Here is a 17,784-nt window from a genome sequence, read left to right as displayed (position 1 = left end):
GTGGCAATGAATACCGTAGACTGTAGGATGGGTGGAGCGCAGCGATACCCATCACTTCCCCGCTTGCTCAGCGCCTCTCGCCAAACTCCCCATTGAGGCTAGCAAGGTCCCCCGCCCAATCTTCCGGATAGACGCCGTGGCTCGCCATGCGGTGAAACGACGAATACAGCCAATCGCTTACGCGCGTGACGAGACCATGCTTCACGGGATTGATGTGAACGTAATCGACGTGGCGCGCAAAATCGTTCTCGTCGCGGATCGTATGCTCCCAGTAACGGCGCTGCCAGATACCGCGTTCTCCTTTGCTGGCGCGACTGGTCGAGATTGGTTCGCTGCCGACGAGTCGTCGGGAGAATGACGTCTTAATCAGTCGCCACCGGGTAGAGAAATCAGTCTCTCCATCCGGCAAGGTCCAGACAGTATGCAGATGGTCGGGCAGCACAACAATGGCATCGATTGAGAATGGATGGCGTTGCTGGGTCTCACGGATCGCCGCCCGCAATGCATCGATATTTTCGGTCAACAATCGACGTCGGCGATCCGCCAGATTGACTGTGAAAAAGAAGCAGCCGCCAGCGGCGATATTACGCCGGTAGCCGGTCATGCGTGCGCACTTGGCTGGCGAATTGATGGGTATCGCTGCGCTCCACCCATCCTACGAGTTCCCTGTCAGCTCGACGGCGTACCCTGGCGCCACTGGCCGCCGGCGATCTTGGCGGCGGCGATCACGGCCTGGGTGCGGCTTTCGACGCCGAGCTTCTGCAGGATGGCCGAGACATGGGCCTTGATGGTCGCCTCGGAGACGCCGAGCTCGTAGGCGATCTGCTTGTTGAGCAGCCCCTCGGACAGCATCATCAGCACCCGCACCTGCTGCGGGGTCAGCGTCACCAGACGGTCGCGCAGCCGCGTCATGTCGGGATCGCCGGCCGCCGACAGATCGGTGTCCGGCGGAACCCAGACGTCGCCCTCCATCACCTTCATGATGGCGTCACGCAACGTCTCGACGCCGAAGCGCTTAGGGATGAAACCGGAGGCGCCGAAATCGAGCGAACGGCGGATGGTTCCGGCATCGTCACTGGCAGAGACGATGACCACCGGAATCGCCGGATACTGCGCCCGCAGATAGATCAGGCCGGAAAAGCCGCTGATCCCCGGCATGCTCAGGTCGAGCAGGATCAGGTCGACCTCGGAGTCCCGTTCCAACAGCGCGGTCAGGTCCTCGAACGATCCGGCCTCGCTGATCGTGGCCGAACTCACGACGCCGGACACCGCCTGACGTAACGCATCGCGGAACAGCGGATGGTCGTCGGCGATGACAAGATGAGTATTGGCAGCAGCAGTCATCTCAGTCCCACAAGCGGGCTTTGGCAAGCCCGCGCCGTTCGGTTGTCGCCCGCGTGGCAGTATCACGCAAGCCCTTGATAATACCAGATGCCAACGCAGTTAACCCGCCGAGCTTGTGCGCCGCAACAGACGCACACGGGGACGTTCCATTCCATTCTTTGCCCTCGAAGATAAGTTCAAGCGTGCAAAAGCCAAAAGTCTTATTGGGACGGGTTTCACTGCGATGTTACCCTCGAATGAAGCCCAGGCTCATTCGAGCCTAGTCAGCCAGGCGGGGCTCGCATGGCAGCAATAATTCGGGGGGAGCAATCCAGATGTCCACAATGACTGCAACTTCGGCGCGGCCCGCCGGCATGACGAAGGATGAGCGTTTCGTCATCCTGGCGTCGTCGCTCGGCACCGTGTTCGAGTGGTACGACTTCTATCTCTACGGTTCACTGGCCGGCATCATCGGTGCGCAGTTCTTCTCCGACTATCCGCCGGCGACACGCGACATCTTCGCGTTGCTGGCCTTTGCCGCGGGCTTCCTGGTGCGTCCGTTCGGCGCCATCGTGTTCGGCCGGGTCGGCGACATCGTCGGCCGCAAATACACCTTCCTCGTCACCATCCTGATCATGGGCCTGTCGACCTTCATCGTCGGCCTGTTGCCCAGCGCCAAGACCATCGGCATCGCGGCGCCGATCATCCTGATCTCGCTGCGCCTGTTGCAGGGCCTCGCGCTCGGCGGTGAGTATGGCGGTGCGGCGACCTACGTCGCCGAGCATGCGCCACAGGGCAAGCGCGGCTACTACACCTCGTTCATCCAGACCACGGCAACGCTCGGACTGTTCCTGTCGCTGCTGGTGATCCTGTTCACACGCAGCATCATCGGCGAAAAGGACTTCGCGGATTGGGGCTGGCGTGTTCCGTTCCTGGTGTCGGTGCTGCTGCTCGGCATCTCGGTCTGGATCCGCCTGCGGTTGAATGAATCGCCGGTGTTCCAGCGCATGAAGGACGAGGGCAAGGCTTCCAAGGCACCGCTGACCGAAGCCTTCGCGACCTGGAGCAACGCCAAGATCGTGATCCTCGCCTTGTTCGGCCTGACCATGGGCCAGGCGGTGATCTGGTACACGGGCCAGTTCTACGCGCTGTTCTTCCTGCAATCGATCCTCAAGGTCGACGGCTACACCGCCAACCTGCTGATCGCCTGGTCGCTGTTGCTCGGCACCGGCTTCTTCTTGGTGTTCGGCGCGCTGTCGGACAAGATCGGCCGCAAGCCGATTATTCTGGCAGGCTGCCTGATCGGCGCACTCACCCTGTTCCCGATCTTCCGCATGATCACGACCAACGCCAACCCGGCGCTGGAAAAGGCCTATGAGACGGTCAAGGTGCAGGTCGTGGCGGACCCCGCCGGCTGCGGCGATCTGTTCAACCCGGTCGGCACCCGCGTCTTCTCGGCGCCTTGCGACACGGCCCGCGCCTTCCTTGCCCAGTCGTCGGTGAAGTACTCCACCGTGCCCGGCCCGGCCGGCTCGCCGGTGAAGATCACGGTCAACGACAAGGACGTGCCGTACACGGACGCCAAGACGTCGAACCCCGCGATCACCGCGGCGGTGCAGGCGGCGGGCTATCCGAAACCGGGTGACGCCGGCATCGTGAAGATGTCGAACCCGTTCGACATCTTCCGCCCGCAGGTGGCCGCGATCATCGGATTGCTGTTCATCCTGGTGCTCTACGTCACCATGGTTTACGGCCCGATCGCCGCCATGCTGGTCGAACTGTTCCCGACCCGCATCCGCTACACCTCGATGTCGCTGCCCTATCACATCGGCAACGGCTGGTTCGGCGGCCTGCTCCCGGCGACCGCGTTCGCGATCACCGCCTCGACCGGCGATATCTACTCCGGTCTCTGGTATCCGATCATCTTCGCGGCAATCACCGTCGTGGTCGGCGCGCTGTTCATTCCGGAAACCAAGGACGTCGACATCACCAAGACCTGACCAGTCGACATCGCAATCAAAATGCATCGGCCGCGGAGCGATCCGCGGCCGATGTCGTTTTGGAAGCCAGAGCTTGGAAGCGAGGTGCAACCCGTCAGCGCGTGGCGCCGATGAATTGCAGCACGACCTCGCGCCGGTGAGCCTGGGCGCGATGCTCGATCAGACAGATGCCCTGCCAGGTGCCGAGCGCCATCTCGCCATCGAGCACCGGGACCTGCAGCGAGGTCGCCGTCAGCATGGTCTTGATGTGCGCCGGCATGTCATCGGGGCCTTCAGCGTCGTGACGCCAGCCGCCGTCTTCGGGCGCCGCGCGATCGAGCGCCGTCATCAGATCGACCAGCACCGTCGGATCGGCATTCTCCTGGATCGTCAGCGAGGCCGAGGTGTGACGAATGAACAGCGTCACCGCACCCTCGCCGGCACGCACCTCGCGCAGGAATTTTGCGACCTCGCGCGTGATGTCGGTGAAGCCGGCGCCGGACGTTTCGACCATCAAGCGCGACGAGGCGATGTTGGTCGCTGCGACCGAGGACGGCGCCGAGCACGACATTTGCTTCGATGAACTCATCTATCCTCTAGGGCGTCGTCCCGGCGAAGGCCGGGACCCATAACCACCGATGTTCATTGGTTACGCGAGACATCAACTCCGAGTCGTCGAAATCGAGAGGCCGCGGCGTATGGGTCCCGGCTTGCGCCGGGACGACATTGTGCAAGCAACCTCAAATCTTGCCGCCGTTGACGTCGCGCTGCACGCGGTTGGCCATCTCGATCAGCCGCCGCCAGGCCCGTTCCACGAACGACATCACGCGATCCATGTCGCGGTCGCTCGGCAGCGGGATCTCGATCTTGCGTTCGCCCTCGGCGACCTTCGGCTCAGCCTTCTTCAACGAATCCGATTTCGGCAACGCCTCGTCGGTCTTGGCCGACGGCGCGCGCGCAGCCAGTTCGCCCTTCAGCTTGTCATTGTCGGCTTGCAGGCGCCCGATCTCGGCATCCAGCGCCGCCCGCTCGTCGGGCACCATGTAACAGGCCCAGCCGGCGCTGGAATTGGTGCAGGTCGACACCGCGCCGGTGCGGGTATCGAGCCGCAGGAAGCCATCGCCGGCCGGCGACAGCGCGTAGCGGCCGTTCTCTGTGTCGGGCGCGGTTTGCGCGAGCGCGGCGCCGCTTGAGATCAGGATGGCAACGATTGCGATGGACAATTTCGAAGACGACATCGCGATGGGCATGGCTTGCTCCGCCTCAACCTGATTCCTGCCCCTAGACCACAGAGCTATAGGGCTTGCGGCCTGACTTCAACGCGTCCTCGAGCAATTCGATCCGGTCCTGCCCCCAGAACACCTCGCCATCGAGCACATAGCCGGGCGAGCCGAATACGCCGGCGTCCAATGCATTCTGGCGATTCTGCTCATAGACCGCACTGATCGCATCGGAGCCCGAGCGCTCCACCAGCTGCCGGCCGGGCAATCCTGCATCGTCGGCGAGCTTCACCAGCGTCGCAGCATCGGCAAGGTTGAGCTCAAGCTCCCACACCGCGGGATAGGCGCGTTGCAAGAACGGCTCGGGGTCGAGGCCGGCCTCGAGCAGCGCGATCACGACACCATCGGCAAGCCGCCCATTGAACGGCCAGTTGGCCGGCTGCAGGTGGAAATTCAGCCCGCGCTTGTCGCGCCAGCGCTGCAACTCGATCATCCGGTAGCGCTGCCGCACCGGATGGCGCTGGGCGAGCGGCAGCCCGCCGGTCTCCGAGAACAAATCGACCAGCAGCACGGGCCGGTAATTTACCTTGAGATCGTAAGTGCTTACGAGCCGCACGAAGGGCTTGTGACCGATATAGGCCCAGGGCGATTGCAGCGAGAAGTAGTAATCGATCTGGCGTGACATGCGGAACCTTGACTGCATGAGAGGATAAGGACTTTCGGCGATCCCAGCAGAGCCGGAAATGCCAGGCAACATCGCTTCAAAGCATACAAGCTGTTGCACTGCGAACACTGCGTCACTCTGACCTTGAATATCTTCAAATAAATCCAGCAGAATCAAAGCAATAACTGGTTACGACGCAATCTTGACTTGATTAGACGCGGTAAGTATGGTCCGCGCGGCTTTTGACGGGGACGGGCGCAATTTCCATCATCCGCGGCTTCGGTTAGTGTTTGCAGCATGGCTGAGAACACCAACGACGGCGCAGGTGGAAGTCGCGATCAATCGCCTCCTGACGAAGCTGCGCTTTCCGCAAGGCTCGGAAGTCTCGATCATCGGTTGTCAGAAATTCGCGACAGCCGCAGGAGCAAGACTGATCAATCCGGTACTGAAAGCGGGGACAGTGCCGCCAGAGCTTCGGCGATGGCGCTCGGTTTTCGTCTTTCCTCGGAGCTGATCGCGGGCGTTGCCGTCGGAGCGGCGATTGGCTGGGGATTCGACCGTTTGCTGTCGACGTCGCCATTCGGCTTCATCGTGTTAACGCTGCTCGGCTTCGTCGCCGGCGTGTTCAACGTGGTGAGGTCCGCGGGCGTGGCCTCGGGCAAGCGCTGAGCGCTGGCGGGAAGTCACGACATTTGAAATTCGATTACCGGCACGATGGCCGGTGGACCAAGAGCCGCGCGGATGAAAATCGACCCGATCCACCAGTTCAATATCGAGCCCCTCTTCACGCTCGGCCACATCGGCAATCACACGATCGCCTTCACCAATTCGTCGCTCTACATGTTCATCGCGGTGCTGCTGATTGCACTGCTGATGCTGGCGAGCAGCCGGGACCTGGTTCCGGGACGGCTGCAGTCGGTCGCCGAGATCTCCTACGAGTTCGTCGCCAGCACGGTTCGCGGCAACGCCGGTGCGGAAGGCATGAAGTTCTTCCCGCTGATCTTCTCGCTCTTCATGTTCATCTGCGTCTCGAACCTCGTGGGCATCATCCCCTACACCTTCACGATCTCGAGCCACCTGATCGTCACCGCAGCCCTTGCACTCCTGGTGTTCTTCACCGTCCTGTTCTACGGCCTCTACAAGAACGGTCTGAAATTCTTCAAGATCTTCGTCCCCTCCGGCGTTCCGCTGTACATCCTGCCGCTGGTCATGTTCATCGAGGTCCTGTCGTTCTTCCTGCGGCCGGTCTCGCACAGCGTGCGTCTGTTCGCCAACATGCTGGCCGGCCACATCGCGCTGAAGGTGTTCGCGGGCTTCGTCGCGATGCTCGGCTTCTCGCTGGGCGCGCTCGGCTGGTTCGGCGGCGTGCTGCCGCTGGCGCTCACGGTCGCGCTGTACGCGCTCGAACTGCTGGTCGCATTCCTGCAGGCCTACGTGTTCGCGATCCTGACCTGCATCTACCTCAACGACGCCATTCATCCGGGACACTAAGCGGTCCGGGGAATCTCCACCCACCAATCTGTCTATCTTTCTCAAGGAGCTACAAATGGAACCGGCAGCAGCAAAACTTATCGGCGCGGGCATCGCGTGCATCGGCATGGGCGGTGCGGGCGTCGGCGTGGGCATCATCTTCGGCAACTACCTCGCCGCTGCGGTGCGTAACCCCTCGGCCGCTCAGGGCCAGTTCGGCAACCTGATCTTCGGCTTCGCCGTGACCGAAGCGCTCGGCATCTTCTCGCTGCTGATCGCGCTGCTTCTGCTGTTCGTTCCGCTCTGAGCGGCACCCCGGTTCCGCTTTAGCGGCAACCCGGTTCCGCTCTCGCGGTAACCCGTCGCGCCGCCCAAAGGTCAAGGGCGGCGTGCATGACAGCAACAGGAGAACACCGTGGCTGAGAGTCATGGCGAGGCAAAAGGCCAGAATGCCGGCGCCCACACCGAGGCCGATGGCGGACATCACGGCGGAACCTTTCCGCCGTTCGATTCCTCCAATTACGCCTCGCAGCTGGTGTCGCTGGCGATTGCATTTGTCGCGCTCTATCTGATCGTGTCGCGTATCGCCCTGCCGCGCGTCGGCGGGACGATCGATGCACGCCAGAACAAGATCGAGGGCGATCTGGCCGAGGCGCAGAAGCTGAAGGACGAGTCCGACGCGGCGCTGAAGGCCTATGAAACCGAGCTGGCGAATGCGCGCTCCAACGCGCAGGCGATCGGCAACGAGACCCGCGAGAAGCTGAACGCGGCCTCGGAAGTCGAGCGCAAGGCGCTGGAAGAGAAGCTGGCGGCAAAGCTCGCCGACGCCGAGAAGCAGATCGCAACGACCCGGACCAACGCCATGAGCAACGTCCGCGGCATCGCGGCGGATGCGGCCGGCGCCATCGTCCAGCAACTCGCCGGCGTCACGCCGGACGCGAATGCGGTCAACAGCGCCGTCGACGCGTCGCTGAAGGGATAGACGATGTTTTACGAACCGGAAACCTGGGTTGCGATCGCCTTCGTCATTCTGCTGGTCGTGTTCGGCTACCTCGGCGTCCATCGCACCCTGCTGACGGCGCTCGATCATCGTGCCGAGCGCATCAAGGCCGAGCTCGACGACGCCCGCCGTCTGAAGGACGAGGCCAACAAGCTGCTCGGCGAATACAAGGCACGCCGCGCCAGCGCGGAGCGCGAAGCCGCCGACATCATCTCCAACGCCAAGGCCGAAGCCGAACGGATCGCGGCTGAAGCCAAGGCCAAGATGGAAGATTTTGTCGCCCGGCGGACCAAGACCGCCGAGGGCAAGATCGCCCAGGCCGAGGCCCAGGCCGTGGCCGATGTGCGCGCCGCTGCGGCCAACGCCGCCGTGACCGCCGCCTCGACCATCCTGTCGCAGTCGGTCAGGGGCTCGGTTGCCGACGACCTCGTCGGCAAGGGCATCGCCGAAGTCCGCTCCAAGCTGAACTGACGCGATCACACTTCCTTCCGGAAAAAGCCGGCGCGAGCTGATCGCGCCGGCTTTTTTCTTTGTTCCTGCTGCTTCTTATTCCACCAGCCCCGTCACGGCCGCCGCCGCTACTTCTTCTTGTGCGGCGCGCGGGGCTTGGGCTCCGGCTTCAGCGCCTGCGGGTCGAAGCCGATATAGAAGACGTAATCGTCGTTATCCGCGGACGACGGCGCCGGATAGACGACATCCTCGGCGACCAGGCTGAATGGCACGCTGCCGGTGTCGTCCATCTGCACCGTGGTGGTGTAGGCCTTGGTCGCGATGGTCCTCTCGCCGACACCGCCCTTCACCACGGCGACGCGCAGCGGCACCTGAATGGTCGGCGGCGCGCCCGAGGGGCCGACAATGACCCGTCCCTGGATACCGATCTTGGCCGTGATCTGGCCGCTGTTCAGATTGCATTGCCGCGCCGTGCGCGTGATCGAGGCCAGGAACTTGACGTCGTTGCCGACGGCTTCCTTGCCGTCCACGGCCACCGAATAGGTCGAGGCCCCGGAGCGGATCTGCACCGGCGGGCAGGTCAGTTCGGCGTCGGCGTCGTTGAGCGGCTGCGGCGCTGCTGGCGTCGCCGGCTTCGAATCGGACGAACCGCCGCCGAACAGGCTCTTGAAGCGGTCGCTCAGCGACTGCGCCGAGCTGGCCTCCGGCAGCAGGGTGGCACCGAGACCGATCGATACCGCCGCCGCGAGCGCGAACCTGATCACCCTGTCACCCATGCGATATCCCTAAAGCCCCCAAACCAGAGTTCCCCGTTTCGCGGGCGTTATAGCAAGCCAATGGCGGCGAACCCAAGGCATGTTGAAACGGCATGTTGCAAAGGCATGTTGAAAGCATCCTGAAACGGCTCGGATGCGACCCGCCATCAGCCATTGACCTAAGATTCAGCCGCGGAAATCCTCGTGCAGCAGACCGAACAGCAGATGGTCCTGCCAGATCCCGTTGATGCAGAGATAGCGCCGCGCCAGGCCCTCGCGGGTGAAGCCGCACTTCTCCAGCACGCGGATCGACGACGCATTGGAGGGAATGCAGGCCGCCTCGATGCGATGCAGGTTGAGCTCGCCGAACAGCGAGGGCAGCAGCACCCGCAGCGCCGTCGTCATGTAGCCGCGATGGGCGTGCGGCAGGCCAACCCAATAGCCGATCGTGCCGGCCTGCACGATGCCACGGCGGACATTGGCGAGCGTGATACCGCCGATCATCACCCCGTCCGATTCGCGGAAGATGATGAACGGATAGGAGCGGTCGGCGGCGATATCCTCGCTGTAGCGGCGCAAACGGCGGCGGAAGCCGGCGCGGGTCAGGTCGTCGGACGGCCAGATCGGCTCCCATGGCGTGAGATAGGCGCGGCTGGACTCGCGCAACTGCGCCCATTGCGGGAAATCCGACATTTGCGGCGCACGCAGCAAAAGCCCGTGCCCCCGTGGCATCAGTGCAGCCGGTCCACCGGACGGCAAACGAAACAGGGCCATGGCCCAACACTCCCCCGCCAAGCTGCTCCCCCTCGCCCTGCTCTTGCGGGGAGAGGGTCGGGGTGAGGGGCCGTTTCCGCAAACTCGGCCTGCGGATAGCCCCCTCACCCGAAGCCTTCGGCCATAGCCGAGGCTCCGCCTCGGCGAATGTCCGTCAACGGCCGCCGGTAGGCGGCCTCTGCTCTCCCCCGCAAGCGGGGCGAGGTAAGCAGAATTCTTAGTGCAGCAGCGTCTTTGCCTTCGACTTCGTCAATCCTTCCGCAAAAGACACCGCCGTGTCCAGACCCCTGCCGCTGCCGAGTGCAACGACGGCGGGCCGGCTGCGCGACAGCAGCGCGCGGGCGGCGTTGCGGCTCGATTCGACCGAGACCGCGTCGATCCGCGCCACCAGCTCTTCCACCGTCTGCGGCCGGCCATAGGCTAACACATGGCGTGCCAGCTGCTCCGCCCGGGATGAACAGCTTTCCAGCGCCATCAGCAGGCCGGCCTTCATCTGCGCCTTGGCGCGGGCGACCTCGGCCTCGGTCAGGGTTTCCACCGCGTCATTGATGACGTCGACGATGACTTCCATCATTTCCGGCGCGTCGGCGGGATCGGTCCCGGTATAGAGGCCGAAAAAGCCGGTGTCGGTGTAGGGGGCGTGGAAGGTGTAGATCGAGTAGCACAGCCCGCGCTTCTCGCGCACCTCCTGGAACAGCCGCGACGACATCCCGCCGCCGAGCGTGTTGGTGAAGACCTGCAGCGAGAACAGCGACAGGTCGGTCTGCGGCACGCCTTCGAGCGCCAGCGTCAGATGCGCCTGCTCGAGATCGCGATGCACCACCCGAGAGCCGCCCTTGCCGAACATCGCGGCCTGCGGCTTCGGCGCCGGCGTGGCGTCGAAGCTCGCGAATTTCTCGGCGACGTCCTCGACGACGCGCTTGTGATCGACGGCGCCGGCGGCGGCGACCACCATGTCCGGGGCGCGGTAATGCGTCGACAGATAGCCGCGCAGCGTGTCGCGGTTGAAGGCCTTCAGCGTCTTGGCGGTGCCGAGCAGCGAGCGCCCCATCGGCTGGTCCGGATAGCAGAGCTCGTTGAGATGCTCGAACACGACGTCGTCGGGCGTATCCTGCGCCGCGCCGATCTCCTGCACGATGACGCTCTTCTCGCGCTCCAGCTCGTCCGGCACGAAGGAGGGATTGGCGAGGATGTCGGAGAGCACGTCGAGCGCCAGCGGCACGTCGGCCTTCATCACCCGTGCATAATAGGCCGTGGTCTCGGTCGAGGTCCCGGCGTTGAGGTCGCCGCCGACCGCCTCGATCTCCTCGACGATCTCGCGCGAGGAGCGCCGCGCGGTGCCCTTGAACGCCATGTGTTCCAAGAGATGCGAGATGCCGTGCTCGTTCGGCTTCTCGTCGCGTCCGCCGACGCCGGCCCAGACCCCCAGCGCCGCGGTCTCCAGATGCGGCATGGTGTCGGTGACGACGGTCAGGCCGCTCGGCAACTTGGTGATTTCAACGCTCATCAGGCAACTCCCTGCTTGGCGGCACGGCTGACCGACAGCACGAAGCGCTCGACCTCGGCAGAATCATTCTTCATCACAGTCATATGTTCGGACTTGGTCATCAGGCCTCCGAGCCAGGCCGGCAGCTGCGGACGCACTCCGCAGGCCGCCTCGACCGCATCGGGGAATTTCGCCGCATGCGCGGTCGACAGCACGATGTTCGGGATCTTGGAGTCCGAGGTGTCGCGGTCGGCGACCGCAAGCGCCACCGCGGTGTGCGGATCGACGAGATCGCCGGCCTCGCGCCAGGCGGCGCGGATCGCGGCCGCCGTCTCGGTCTCGTCGGCGCGGCCGGCGTCGAAATCACGGCGCACCGCGGCCAGCGTCGCATCCGGCAGCACGAAGCGGCCCGACTGCTTCAGCGAGGCCATCAGGCGGCGAACCTGATCGGCGTCGCGGCCGCTGGCCTCGAACAATAGCCGCTCGAAATTCGAGGACACCTGGATGTCCATCGACGGCGACGCCGTCGCGTGCACCTCGCGCACCTCGTAGTTGCCGGTCTTCAGCGTGCGCGGCAGGATGTCGTTGACGTTGGCGGCAATCCGCAACCAGCGGATCGGCAGCCCGATGCGCTTCGCGACATAGCCGGCGAAGATGTCGCCGAAATTGCCGGTCGGCACCGTGAAATCCACTGTCCGCGCCGGCGAGCCGAGCGCGACTGCCGAGGTGAAGTAATAGACCACCTGCGCCACGATGCGCGCCCAGTTGATCGAGTTGACGCCCGACAGCGCCACCTGGTCGCGGAAGCGATGGTTGTTGAACATCTCCTTCACCAGCGCCTGGCAATCGTCGAACGTGCCCTCGATCGCCAGCGCATGGACATTGGCGGCGCCCGTCGTCGTCATCATGCGGCGCTGCACTTCGGAGATGCGCCCGTTCGGGAACAGCACCACGAGGTCGACATTGTCGAGATTGGCAAACGCTTCGACCGCGGCGCCGCCGGTATCGCCCGAGGTCGCGACCACGATGGTGGTGCGCTGCGCGCGCTTGGCCAGCACGTGATCCATCAGCCGCGAGATCAGCTGCATCGCGACGTCCTTGAACGCCAGCGTCGGCCCGTGGAACAGCTCGAGCAGGAACTGGTTCGGGCCGATCTGGTCGAGCGGCACCACGGCGGGATGGCGGAACGTGGCATAGGCCTCGTTCGCCATGCGGCCGAGTTCGGCGTCGGAAATCTCGCCGGCGGCAAACGGCCGGATGATCTCGACCGCGACCTCCCAATAGGGACGGCCGAAGAAGGCGGCGATGGTCTCGGGTGACAATTGCGGCCACGTCTCGGGCACGTAAAGCCCGCCGTCCCGGGCAAGCCCGGTCAGCATCACATCGCAGAAGCCAAGCGCCGGAGCCTCACCCCGGGTCGAAATATACCGCGTCAAACCGCCCTCCAAAGGCTTCGATCAGAGCCTTAAGCCTTTGATATCATGGATTTATCGAGTTCGCCGCATGCGACCCGATGTGGTTCACCATAGAAGATCGGACCGGCAATGGGTAGCCCGAAGCACGCGCCTCGGGGGCGCACGGAGTGGTAAGAGGCGTTGCCCGCGACCCACCGCCAGCGCCGCATTCACAACCGTCGTCCTGGCGAAAGCCTGAGGCACGCTGCGCGTCTCAAGTTCGGCCGTCGTCCCGGCGCAGGCCGGGACCCATACGCAGCAGGCGTCGTTAACGGGACTCGCCGTTCCAGCGATGCGTAACAATCGGCATTCGTGGTTATGGGTCCCGGCCTGCGCCGGGACGACGATAAGGACGGCGGAGAGAGATGACGATACGCGCCCTAAACGCTCGGCGGCGCCAGCGGCTGTACGATCTCCTGGAACGGCGGCAGCGCTTCGCAGCGCGCGGCGTGGGCCTTGAGCGCCGGATAGCGCGCGTCGAACAGATGCGGATGCGCCTCGCCGGTGAAGCGCAGCGCGCAGGCCACCGCGATGTCGGCATGACCGATGCGATTCTCCAGCCAGTACGGCGCTTGCACCGCCGCGCGCTCCTGCTCCAGCACCGCGAGCACGCCCGAAATCTGCGCCTCGCAACGCTCGACCCAGAGTTTTAGCTGCTCCTTGCGCAGCACGCGCTCGTAGATCAGGCTCACCGCCTTGTCGGCGAGCCCGGTCGCCAGCGCCGTGATGCGCAGATGCCTGCGCCGCGCGGGCCCCGAGCGCGCGATCATCGCCCGTTCCGGCCCGACCAGCTCGTCGAGATAATCCAGGATCGCACTGCTCTCGATCAGCGCCTCGCCATCATCAAGCACCAGCGTCGGCACCCGCCGCACCGGATTGTAGGCCGCAACCTTCTCCGCATCGCCAAAGGTCGACCACGGCTTATGCTCGAACGGCAGTCCATAGAGCCGCAACGCGATCGCGGTGCGGCGGACAAAGGGCGAGTCGTACTGGCCGATCAGGAACATGCTTGCATACTCGTCATTGCCGGGCTTGACCCGGCAATCCATCGCTCCAAGAACTTCTTCGAAGCAAGATGGATGCCCGGGGTCAAGCCCGGGCATGACGACGGAACAAGCGGGTTGCGCTTTGCACCATCCTAGATGGGCTGTGCCGGGTTGCAACACGCCGAGTCATTCCGACGAAGCATTGCCCGCCGCTAATTCTGCTGAGGCAGCCGTTGCTCCTCAGTCACACATTCGGTGTCGTCCCTGCCTAGTGCGCAATTGCGCACGGGAGCAGGGACCCATAACCACCGCTGTTCGCTGTTGCGATCGCTGTGGCCCCAGCACCGCAAAGCAATTGGCGTTCGTGGTTATGGGTCTCGCGTCGCGCTTACGCTTGCCCGGGACGACAGCACGCGACTACCCAATCACCGGCACATGCCTTGCCGCATCGCGCGGCAATCTGCCGTCGAGCCTGGGATCATCGGCCACCTCGATCTGCCGCTTGAACGCACGGAAGCCGGAGCGCTGGTAGAACGCGATCGCGGAGGGATGATCGAAGGTGCAGGTGTGCACCCAGACGCGGGCAACGCCGCGCGACCAGGCGATCTCGAGCGCGCGGTTCATCAGGAAGCGCGCGGCGCCGGTGCCGATGAATTTTGCGGTGACACCGAAATAGAGCAGCTGGCATTCGCCGGGCTCGCTGAAATCGAGTTCGAGCAGGCCTTCATCATGGCCGTCAACGACCAGCCCGTAGAGCTCGACGCCGGGCGCGTGAATCCGCCCGGCGAGATCGGCGTCATCGATTCCCGTGCGGGTGAACCACAGCCACTCCTCGCCGACGCGGCGGTAGAGATCGCGGTACCAGTCGAGCGCAGGCGGCTCGACCTTGCGCAGGCGCCATGCGCCGGGCGGATCGTCGCCGAGTTGCGGGCGCTCGGTCATTTCCAGATGCGTGACGACGGCGGCGACCTTGCCGTGGGGGATGTCGGAGTAGCCGTCGGGCAGCAGCATCGCGTGACCTTCGTTTCCAGATTGTCGGCGGGAGATATCCGCATGTCGCGGCAGATGCAATGCAACGCTGCGTAACAAAGTTACCGATTTGTCCGTGGGGATTTGCGCGAATCAAGCGCTCGATGTGGAGAGGCCACGGGAGCAACGACCGTGTCGCGCCATCACACGCTGCCGCCGACTATCACTACGCCACCACCACCGAAGCCGAAGCCCGTGCGGCGCCGGCGCGGCATCGGTTATGCCTATGGTGCGAGCGCCGCTGATGAAGTCGCGGACGTCGAGGACGGTGCACCACCACGCAGCGCGCAGGTCGCTCCGCCGCATGCGCGACCGGTCGAGACGGCTGAGCGGCGAACGCCGTCGCCGAACGGCAAGCTCAGCGACGATACGTTGCGTGCGATGCTTGAGGTGCAGGAGAAGCAGACGGGGTGAGCGCGCGGCGGCTACCACATATTCGCTGTCGTCCCTGCGAAAGCAGGGACCCATAACCACAGGGTTGAGTTGTTGAAGGGAGCTGTGGCCACAGCATCGCACGACAACGCGACCCTGTGGTTATGGGTCCCGGGTCGCGCTTCGCTTGCCCGGGGCGACAGTGGAGTTTGTGGCGCGCCTCCCCCTCACTTCGGCGTCAGCGTGATCGCCTCCGCGGTCGCAGCTTCGACGGCCGGGCGGCTGTAGAGCAGCGGCACATACTGACCGGTGGCCCAGAGCGGTGCGAGGTCGCGGTAGTGGCCGCTGAAGGGATCGCCGGATTGGCCGGGCGTGTTGACGGTGCGGCTCGCATCCCAATTGCCGACATCGAGCACCATGCGGAACGAGGCGCCCGCGGTGAGATGATAATCCGAGCGGCGATAGGTGGCGGCGCGCGGCACGTTGGCGGCACCGCCATAGGCGAGCGGGCCGACCGACATCTGCGCCGCGGTCGCCTTGTCGGCGAGCGGCATCAACGCGTGATCGAACTTGGCGACATGCAGGCGGCCCCAGCGCCAGGTCGACGCATCGCCACCGAGCTTGTCGGCGACGTCGGCAACGGCCGCGCCGAGACTGTCGCGGAGCACGCGGTCACGTCCGCCGGCGGGATCGCTGCCGAGCGCCGCGTCCGGCTTTTCGAGATAGTCGACGATGGCGGAGATGCTGGAGGCCTCCGGCGCGATCAGTTCGGCCGCCTTCGGCGCCGTGGTCTTGAGCAGTACCGGGCCGAGATGGTTCGCGATCCAGACCTCGTAGACCGCGGCGGCTGCGCTATCAGCCGCGTCGCGCGCGTCCCACGCCTTCAACAGATCGAGGCCCTTCTTCACATTGGCATCGTCGGATGACAGCGGCTTCAGCAACGCGACGAGACGCCGCGCCAGCATGCCGGTGTCGTCGTTCTGCAACGCCATCGCATCCGCCAGCGTCACCTTGCTGTTGGCCTGCAGCACCTCGACGATGCGTTGCCAACGCGCGCTGTCGGACCATTCGAAGCCGACCCGGCGCTCATTGACCGGATAATCGGCCGGCAGGTTCATCTGGTTGGCGGTGGCGATGAAGCCCTGCTTCGGCTGATAGAGCTTCGGCAGCTCGTCGAGCGACAGGAAACCCTGCCACTCGTAGCGGCCATCGCCGGGCACCGGCATCAGGCCATCGAAGCTGGTCCGGCGCGGCGTCTTGCCGGCAGCGACCCAGCCGATATTGCCTGACGTGTCGGCATAGACCTGGTTCTCCGACGGCGCGCCCCAGCGCCGCATCGCGCCGAGGAAGCCGCCCCACGTCTTCGCGGTCATGTAGTCGGAGGAGCCGAAATAGGCCGAGGTGCCCGGCTCGAACCAGATCGAGCGCACGGCGAAGGCATGCTTCTTGTCGGCGTCGACAAAGATCACGGGTCCATGGCGGGTGAACTTCAGCTCGAGGTCGCGGTCGGCCTCGCCCTTCACCGCCTCCTTCTCGTGCACGATGCGCATGTCCTCCCAACCCGTGCCGTAGCGGTACTGGTTCGGATTGTCCGGGTTGAGCTCGTAGACGTAGAGGTCTTCCTGGTCGACGTTGAAGATGGTGAGGCCGAACGCGATGGTGTCGTTGTGGCCGATCGAGATGCCCGGCAGCGCCGGCTCGCCGGCGCCGATCACGGAGATGCCGGGCGCGTTGAGGCCGACGATGTAGCGCAGCGACGGCACCGAGTGCTCGCGATGCGGATCGTTGGCGAGGATGGGCCGTCCCGTCGCGGTGCGCGATGCGGCGATCACCCAGTTGTTGGAGCCGATGGTGTCGCGCTGCTGATCGGCCTCGGCCAAGAATCTGTCGGGATCGTGCGCCAGCGCGGCCTTCTGGTCCTTCGGCGCGGCGAACTTCACCGGGCGCGTGGCGAGGTCGTAGGCCGCGAGCACGCCCTTCGGCACGCTGCAGGGGTCGAGCCCATCGGGCACCTTGGTGGTCCAGGTGGGCTCCAGCTTGACGCGGAAACGATCGGCATCGAGGCCGGCGGCGCAGGCGACCAGCGCGCGCTTCACCTCGGAGGCGACGTTGCGGGTCAGGCCGTGGCTGCGGATGCGCACGACATCGTCTGCAGACCACAGGTCCGGCATCGTGCCCGCGATCCTGAACTCGATCGGCAGCGCCCGCTTGCCCGCTTTGAGGTCGGCGACATAGGCGTTGACGCCGGCGACGAAGGCCTCCGCATAGGTTTTCGCCTTCGGGCCATAGGCGGCCCATTCCGCACTCATGTCGCCGCGATAGAGGAACTGACGCAGCGCCTTGTCCTGCTCGGCATAGGCGGGGCCGAAATCCTTCGCCAGCAGGCCGAGCCCGCGCTTGCGCCAGAGATCGATCTGCCAGAGCCGGTCGCGCGCGGCGTTGAAGCCCTGCAGGAAGAACAGGTCGTGCTCGTTGCCGGCATAGATGTGCGGGATGCCCCAGACGTCGACCAGGATCTGGCCCGGCGCCTTCAGCCCGGCAACGTCGGTCTTGGCTTCGCGCGCCGCCACAAGCGGGCTCGCCTTCTCGCGCGCCGCGGTGGGAGCGGCGAGCATCGTGGTGCAGAGCGCGGCGGTGAGTAATTTCGCGACGCGGTTGAGATCCGTGTTCATGTTGTTCTCCGATGGTTGTTATTTTTGATGCGTTGCCGGTCACCGCGAAGAAAGTGCGCCCCCTCTCCCGCTTGCGGGGGAGGGTTGGGGTGGGGGTATCGCCGCGATGGGACTAGTCATTGTGCGGAGAGAGCCCCCACCCGCATTGCA

The 17,784-nt window shown here is 64.7% G+C and carries 19 protein-coding genes; 7 read left to right on the top strand and 12 right to left on the bottom strand.

The genetic code is table 11. The features are described 5' to 3' along the window. Positions 1-67: 67 nt before the first annotated feature. The gene (locus tag ACVIGB_RS36125) at positions 68-604 is read right to left on the bottom strand and encodes an REP-associated tyrosine transposase (RefSeq protein WP_456719092.1); all 537 of its coding nucleotides are present in this window, start codon (positions 602-604) and stop codon (positions 68-70) included. 65 nt (positions 605-669) lie between these two features. After that, complete coding sequence (locus tag ACVIGB_RS36120; protein WP_456719093.1) at positions 670-1,344, bottom strand: response regulator; 675 nt, start codon at positions 1,342-1,344, stop codon at positions 670-672. 314 nt (positions 1,345-1,658) lie between these two features. Here ACVIGB_RS36120 and ACVIGB_RS36115 point away from each other — a divergent pair, with 314 nt between their 5' ends. Beyond that, entirely contained in the window at positions 1,659-3,323 is a 1,665-nt protein-coding gene (locus ACVIGB_RS36115) for an MFS transporter (RefSeq protein WP_456719094.1), read from the top strand. Between the two features lie 94 nt (positions 3,324-3,417). On the opposite strand, the gene ACVIGB_RS36110 is transcribed toward ACVIGB_RS36115, so the two are convergent. From ACVIGB_RS36110 to ACVIGB_RS36100, 3 genes are all read right to left on the bottom strand, one after another. Beyond that, positions 3,418-3,891 (bottom strand): secondary thiamine-phosphate synthase enzyme YjbQ, encoded by a 474-nt coding sequence (locus tag ACVIGB_RS36110; RefSeq protein WP_456719095.1) that lies wholly within the window; start codon positions 3,889-3,891, stop codon positions 3,418-3,420. Positions 3,892-4,042: 151 nt separating this feature from the next. Further along, positions 4,043-4,552, bottom strand: a complete 510-nt coding sequence (locus ACVIGB_RS36105; RefSeq protein ID WP_456719096.1) for a hypothetical protein — start codon at positions 4,550-4,552, stop codon at positions 4,043-4,045. 31 nt (positions 4,553-4,583) lie between these two features. Beyond that, complete coding sequence (locus ACVIGB_RS36100) at positions 4,584-5,207, bottom strand: DsbA family protein (protein ID WP_456719097.1); 624 nt, start codon at positions 5,205-5,207, stop codon at positions 4,584-4,586. 276 nt (positions 5,208-5,483) lie between these two features. Here ACVIGB_RS36100 and ACVIGB_RS36095 point away from each other — a divergent pair, with 276 nt between their 5' ends. The 5 genes from ACVIGB_RS36095 (at position 5,484) to ACVIGB_RS36075 (ending at position 8,127) form a co-directional block, all read left to right on the top strand. Then, positions 5,484-5,855, top strand: a complete 372-nt coding sequence (locus ACVIGB_RS36095; RefSeq protein WP_092123093.1) for an AtpZ/AtpI family protein — start codon at positions 5,484-5,486, stop codon at positions 5,853-5,855. Positions 5,856-5,927: 72 nt separating this feature from the next. Beyond that, complete coding sequence (locus tag ACVIGB_RS36090; protein WP_342726139.1) at positions 5,928-6,677, top strand: F0F1 ATP synthase subunit A; 750 nt, start codon at positions 5,928-5,930, stop codon at positions 6,675-6,677. A gap of 55 nt (positions 6,678-6,732) precedes the next feature. After that, complete coding sequence (locus tag ACVIGB_RS36085; protein WP_016847054.1) at positions 6,733-6,963, top strand: F0F1 ATP synthase subunit C; 231 nt, start codon at positions 6,733-6,735, stop codon at positions 6,961-6,963. A gap of 108 nt (positions 6,964-7,071) precedes the next feature. Next, positions 7,072-7,638, top strand: a complete 567-nt coding sequence (locus ACVIGB_RS36080; protein ID WP_092123089.1) for a F0F1 ATP synthase subunit B — start codon at positions 7,072-7,074, stop codon at positions 7,636-7,638. 3 nt (positions 7,639-7,641) lie between these two features. Beyond that, a complete protein-coding gene (locus ACVIGB_RS36075) occupies positions 7,642-8,127 on the top strand; it encodes a F0F1 ATP synthase subunit B family protein (RefSeq protein WP_456719098.1) in 486 nt (161 codons plus the stop codon). A 107-nt stretch (positions 8,128-8,234) separates the two neighbouring features. On the opposite strand, the gene ACVIGB_RS36070 is transcribed toward ACVIGB_RS36075, so the two are convergent. The 6 genes from ACVIGB_RS36070 to ACVIGB_RS36045 form a co-directional block, all read right to left on the bottom strand. Beyond that, positions 8,235-8,882: a hypothetical protein gene (locus ACVIGB_RS36070; RefSeq protein ID WP_456719099.1), complete on the bottom strand. Its 648-nt coding sequence runs from the start codon at positions 8,880-8,882 to the stop codon at positions 8,235-8,237. 165 nt (positions 8,883-9,047) lie between these two features. Next, positions 9,048-9,635, bottom strand: a complete 588-nt coding sequence (locus ACVIGB_RS36065; protein ID WP_092123083.1) for a GNAT family N-acetyltransferase — start codon at positions 9,633-9,635, stop codon at positions 9,048-9,050. A 217-nt stretch (positions 9,636-9,852) separates the two neighbouring features. Beyond that, positions 9,853-11,142, bottom strand: a complete 1,290-nt coding sequence (locus ACVIGB_RS36060; RefSeq protein WP_176533914.1) for a M16 family metallopeptidase — start codon at positions 11,140-11,142, stop codon at positions 9,853-9,855. After that, positions 11,142-12,557, bottom strand: a complete 1,416-nt coding sequence (thrC, locus tag ACVIGB_RS36055; protein WP_456719100.1) for a threonine synthase — start codon at positions 12,555-12,557, stop codon at positions 11,142-11,144. Before thrC ends, ACVIGB_RS36060 begins: the two co-directional genes overlap by 1 nt. A gap of 398 nt (positions 12,558-12,955) precedes the next feature. Then, the gene (locus ACVIGB_RS36050) at positions 12,956-13,582 is read right to left on the bottom strand and encodes a glutathione S-transferase family protein (RefSeq protein WP_456724990.1); all 627 of its coding nucleotides are present in this window, start codon (positions 13,580-13,582) and stop codon (positions 12,956-12,958) included. A gap of 396 nt (positions 13,583-13,978) precedes the next feature. Beyond that, on the bottom strand, positions 13,979-14,572 hold the full coding sequence (locus tag ACVIGB_RS36045; RefSeq protein WP_456719101.1) for a GNAT family N-acetyltransferase: 594 nt from the start codon (positions 14,570-14,572) through the stop codon (positions 13,979-13,981). 150 nt (positions 14,573-14,722) lie between these two features. Between ACVIGB_RS36045 and ACVIGB_RS36040 the strand changes: the two genes are divergently transcribed. Beyond that, positions 14,723-15,004 (top strand): hypothetical protein, encoded by a 282-nt coding sequence (locus ACVIGB_RS36040; RefSeq protein ID WP_456719102.1) that lies wholly within the window; start codon positions 14,723-14,725, stop codon positions 15,002-15,004. Positions 15,005-15,189: 185 nt separating this feature from the next. Here the strand turns inward: ACVIGB_RS36040 and ACVIGB_RS36035 are convergent, their stop codons facing one another. Continuing rightward, complete coding sequence (locus tag ACVIGB_RS36035; RefSeq protein ID WP_456719103.1) at positions 15,190-17,634, bottom strand: penicillin acylase family protein; 2,445 nt, start codon at positions 17,632-17,634, stop codon at positions 15,190-15,192. Positions 17,635-17,784 lie beyond the last annotated feature (150 nt).

The organism is Bradyrhizobium sp. USDA 4341 (assembly GCF_054063755.1).
The sequence above is the reverse complement of the archived record's forward strand: the minus strand, read 5'-3'. Positions and strand labels throughout refer to the sequence as shown.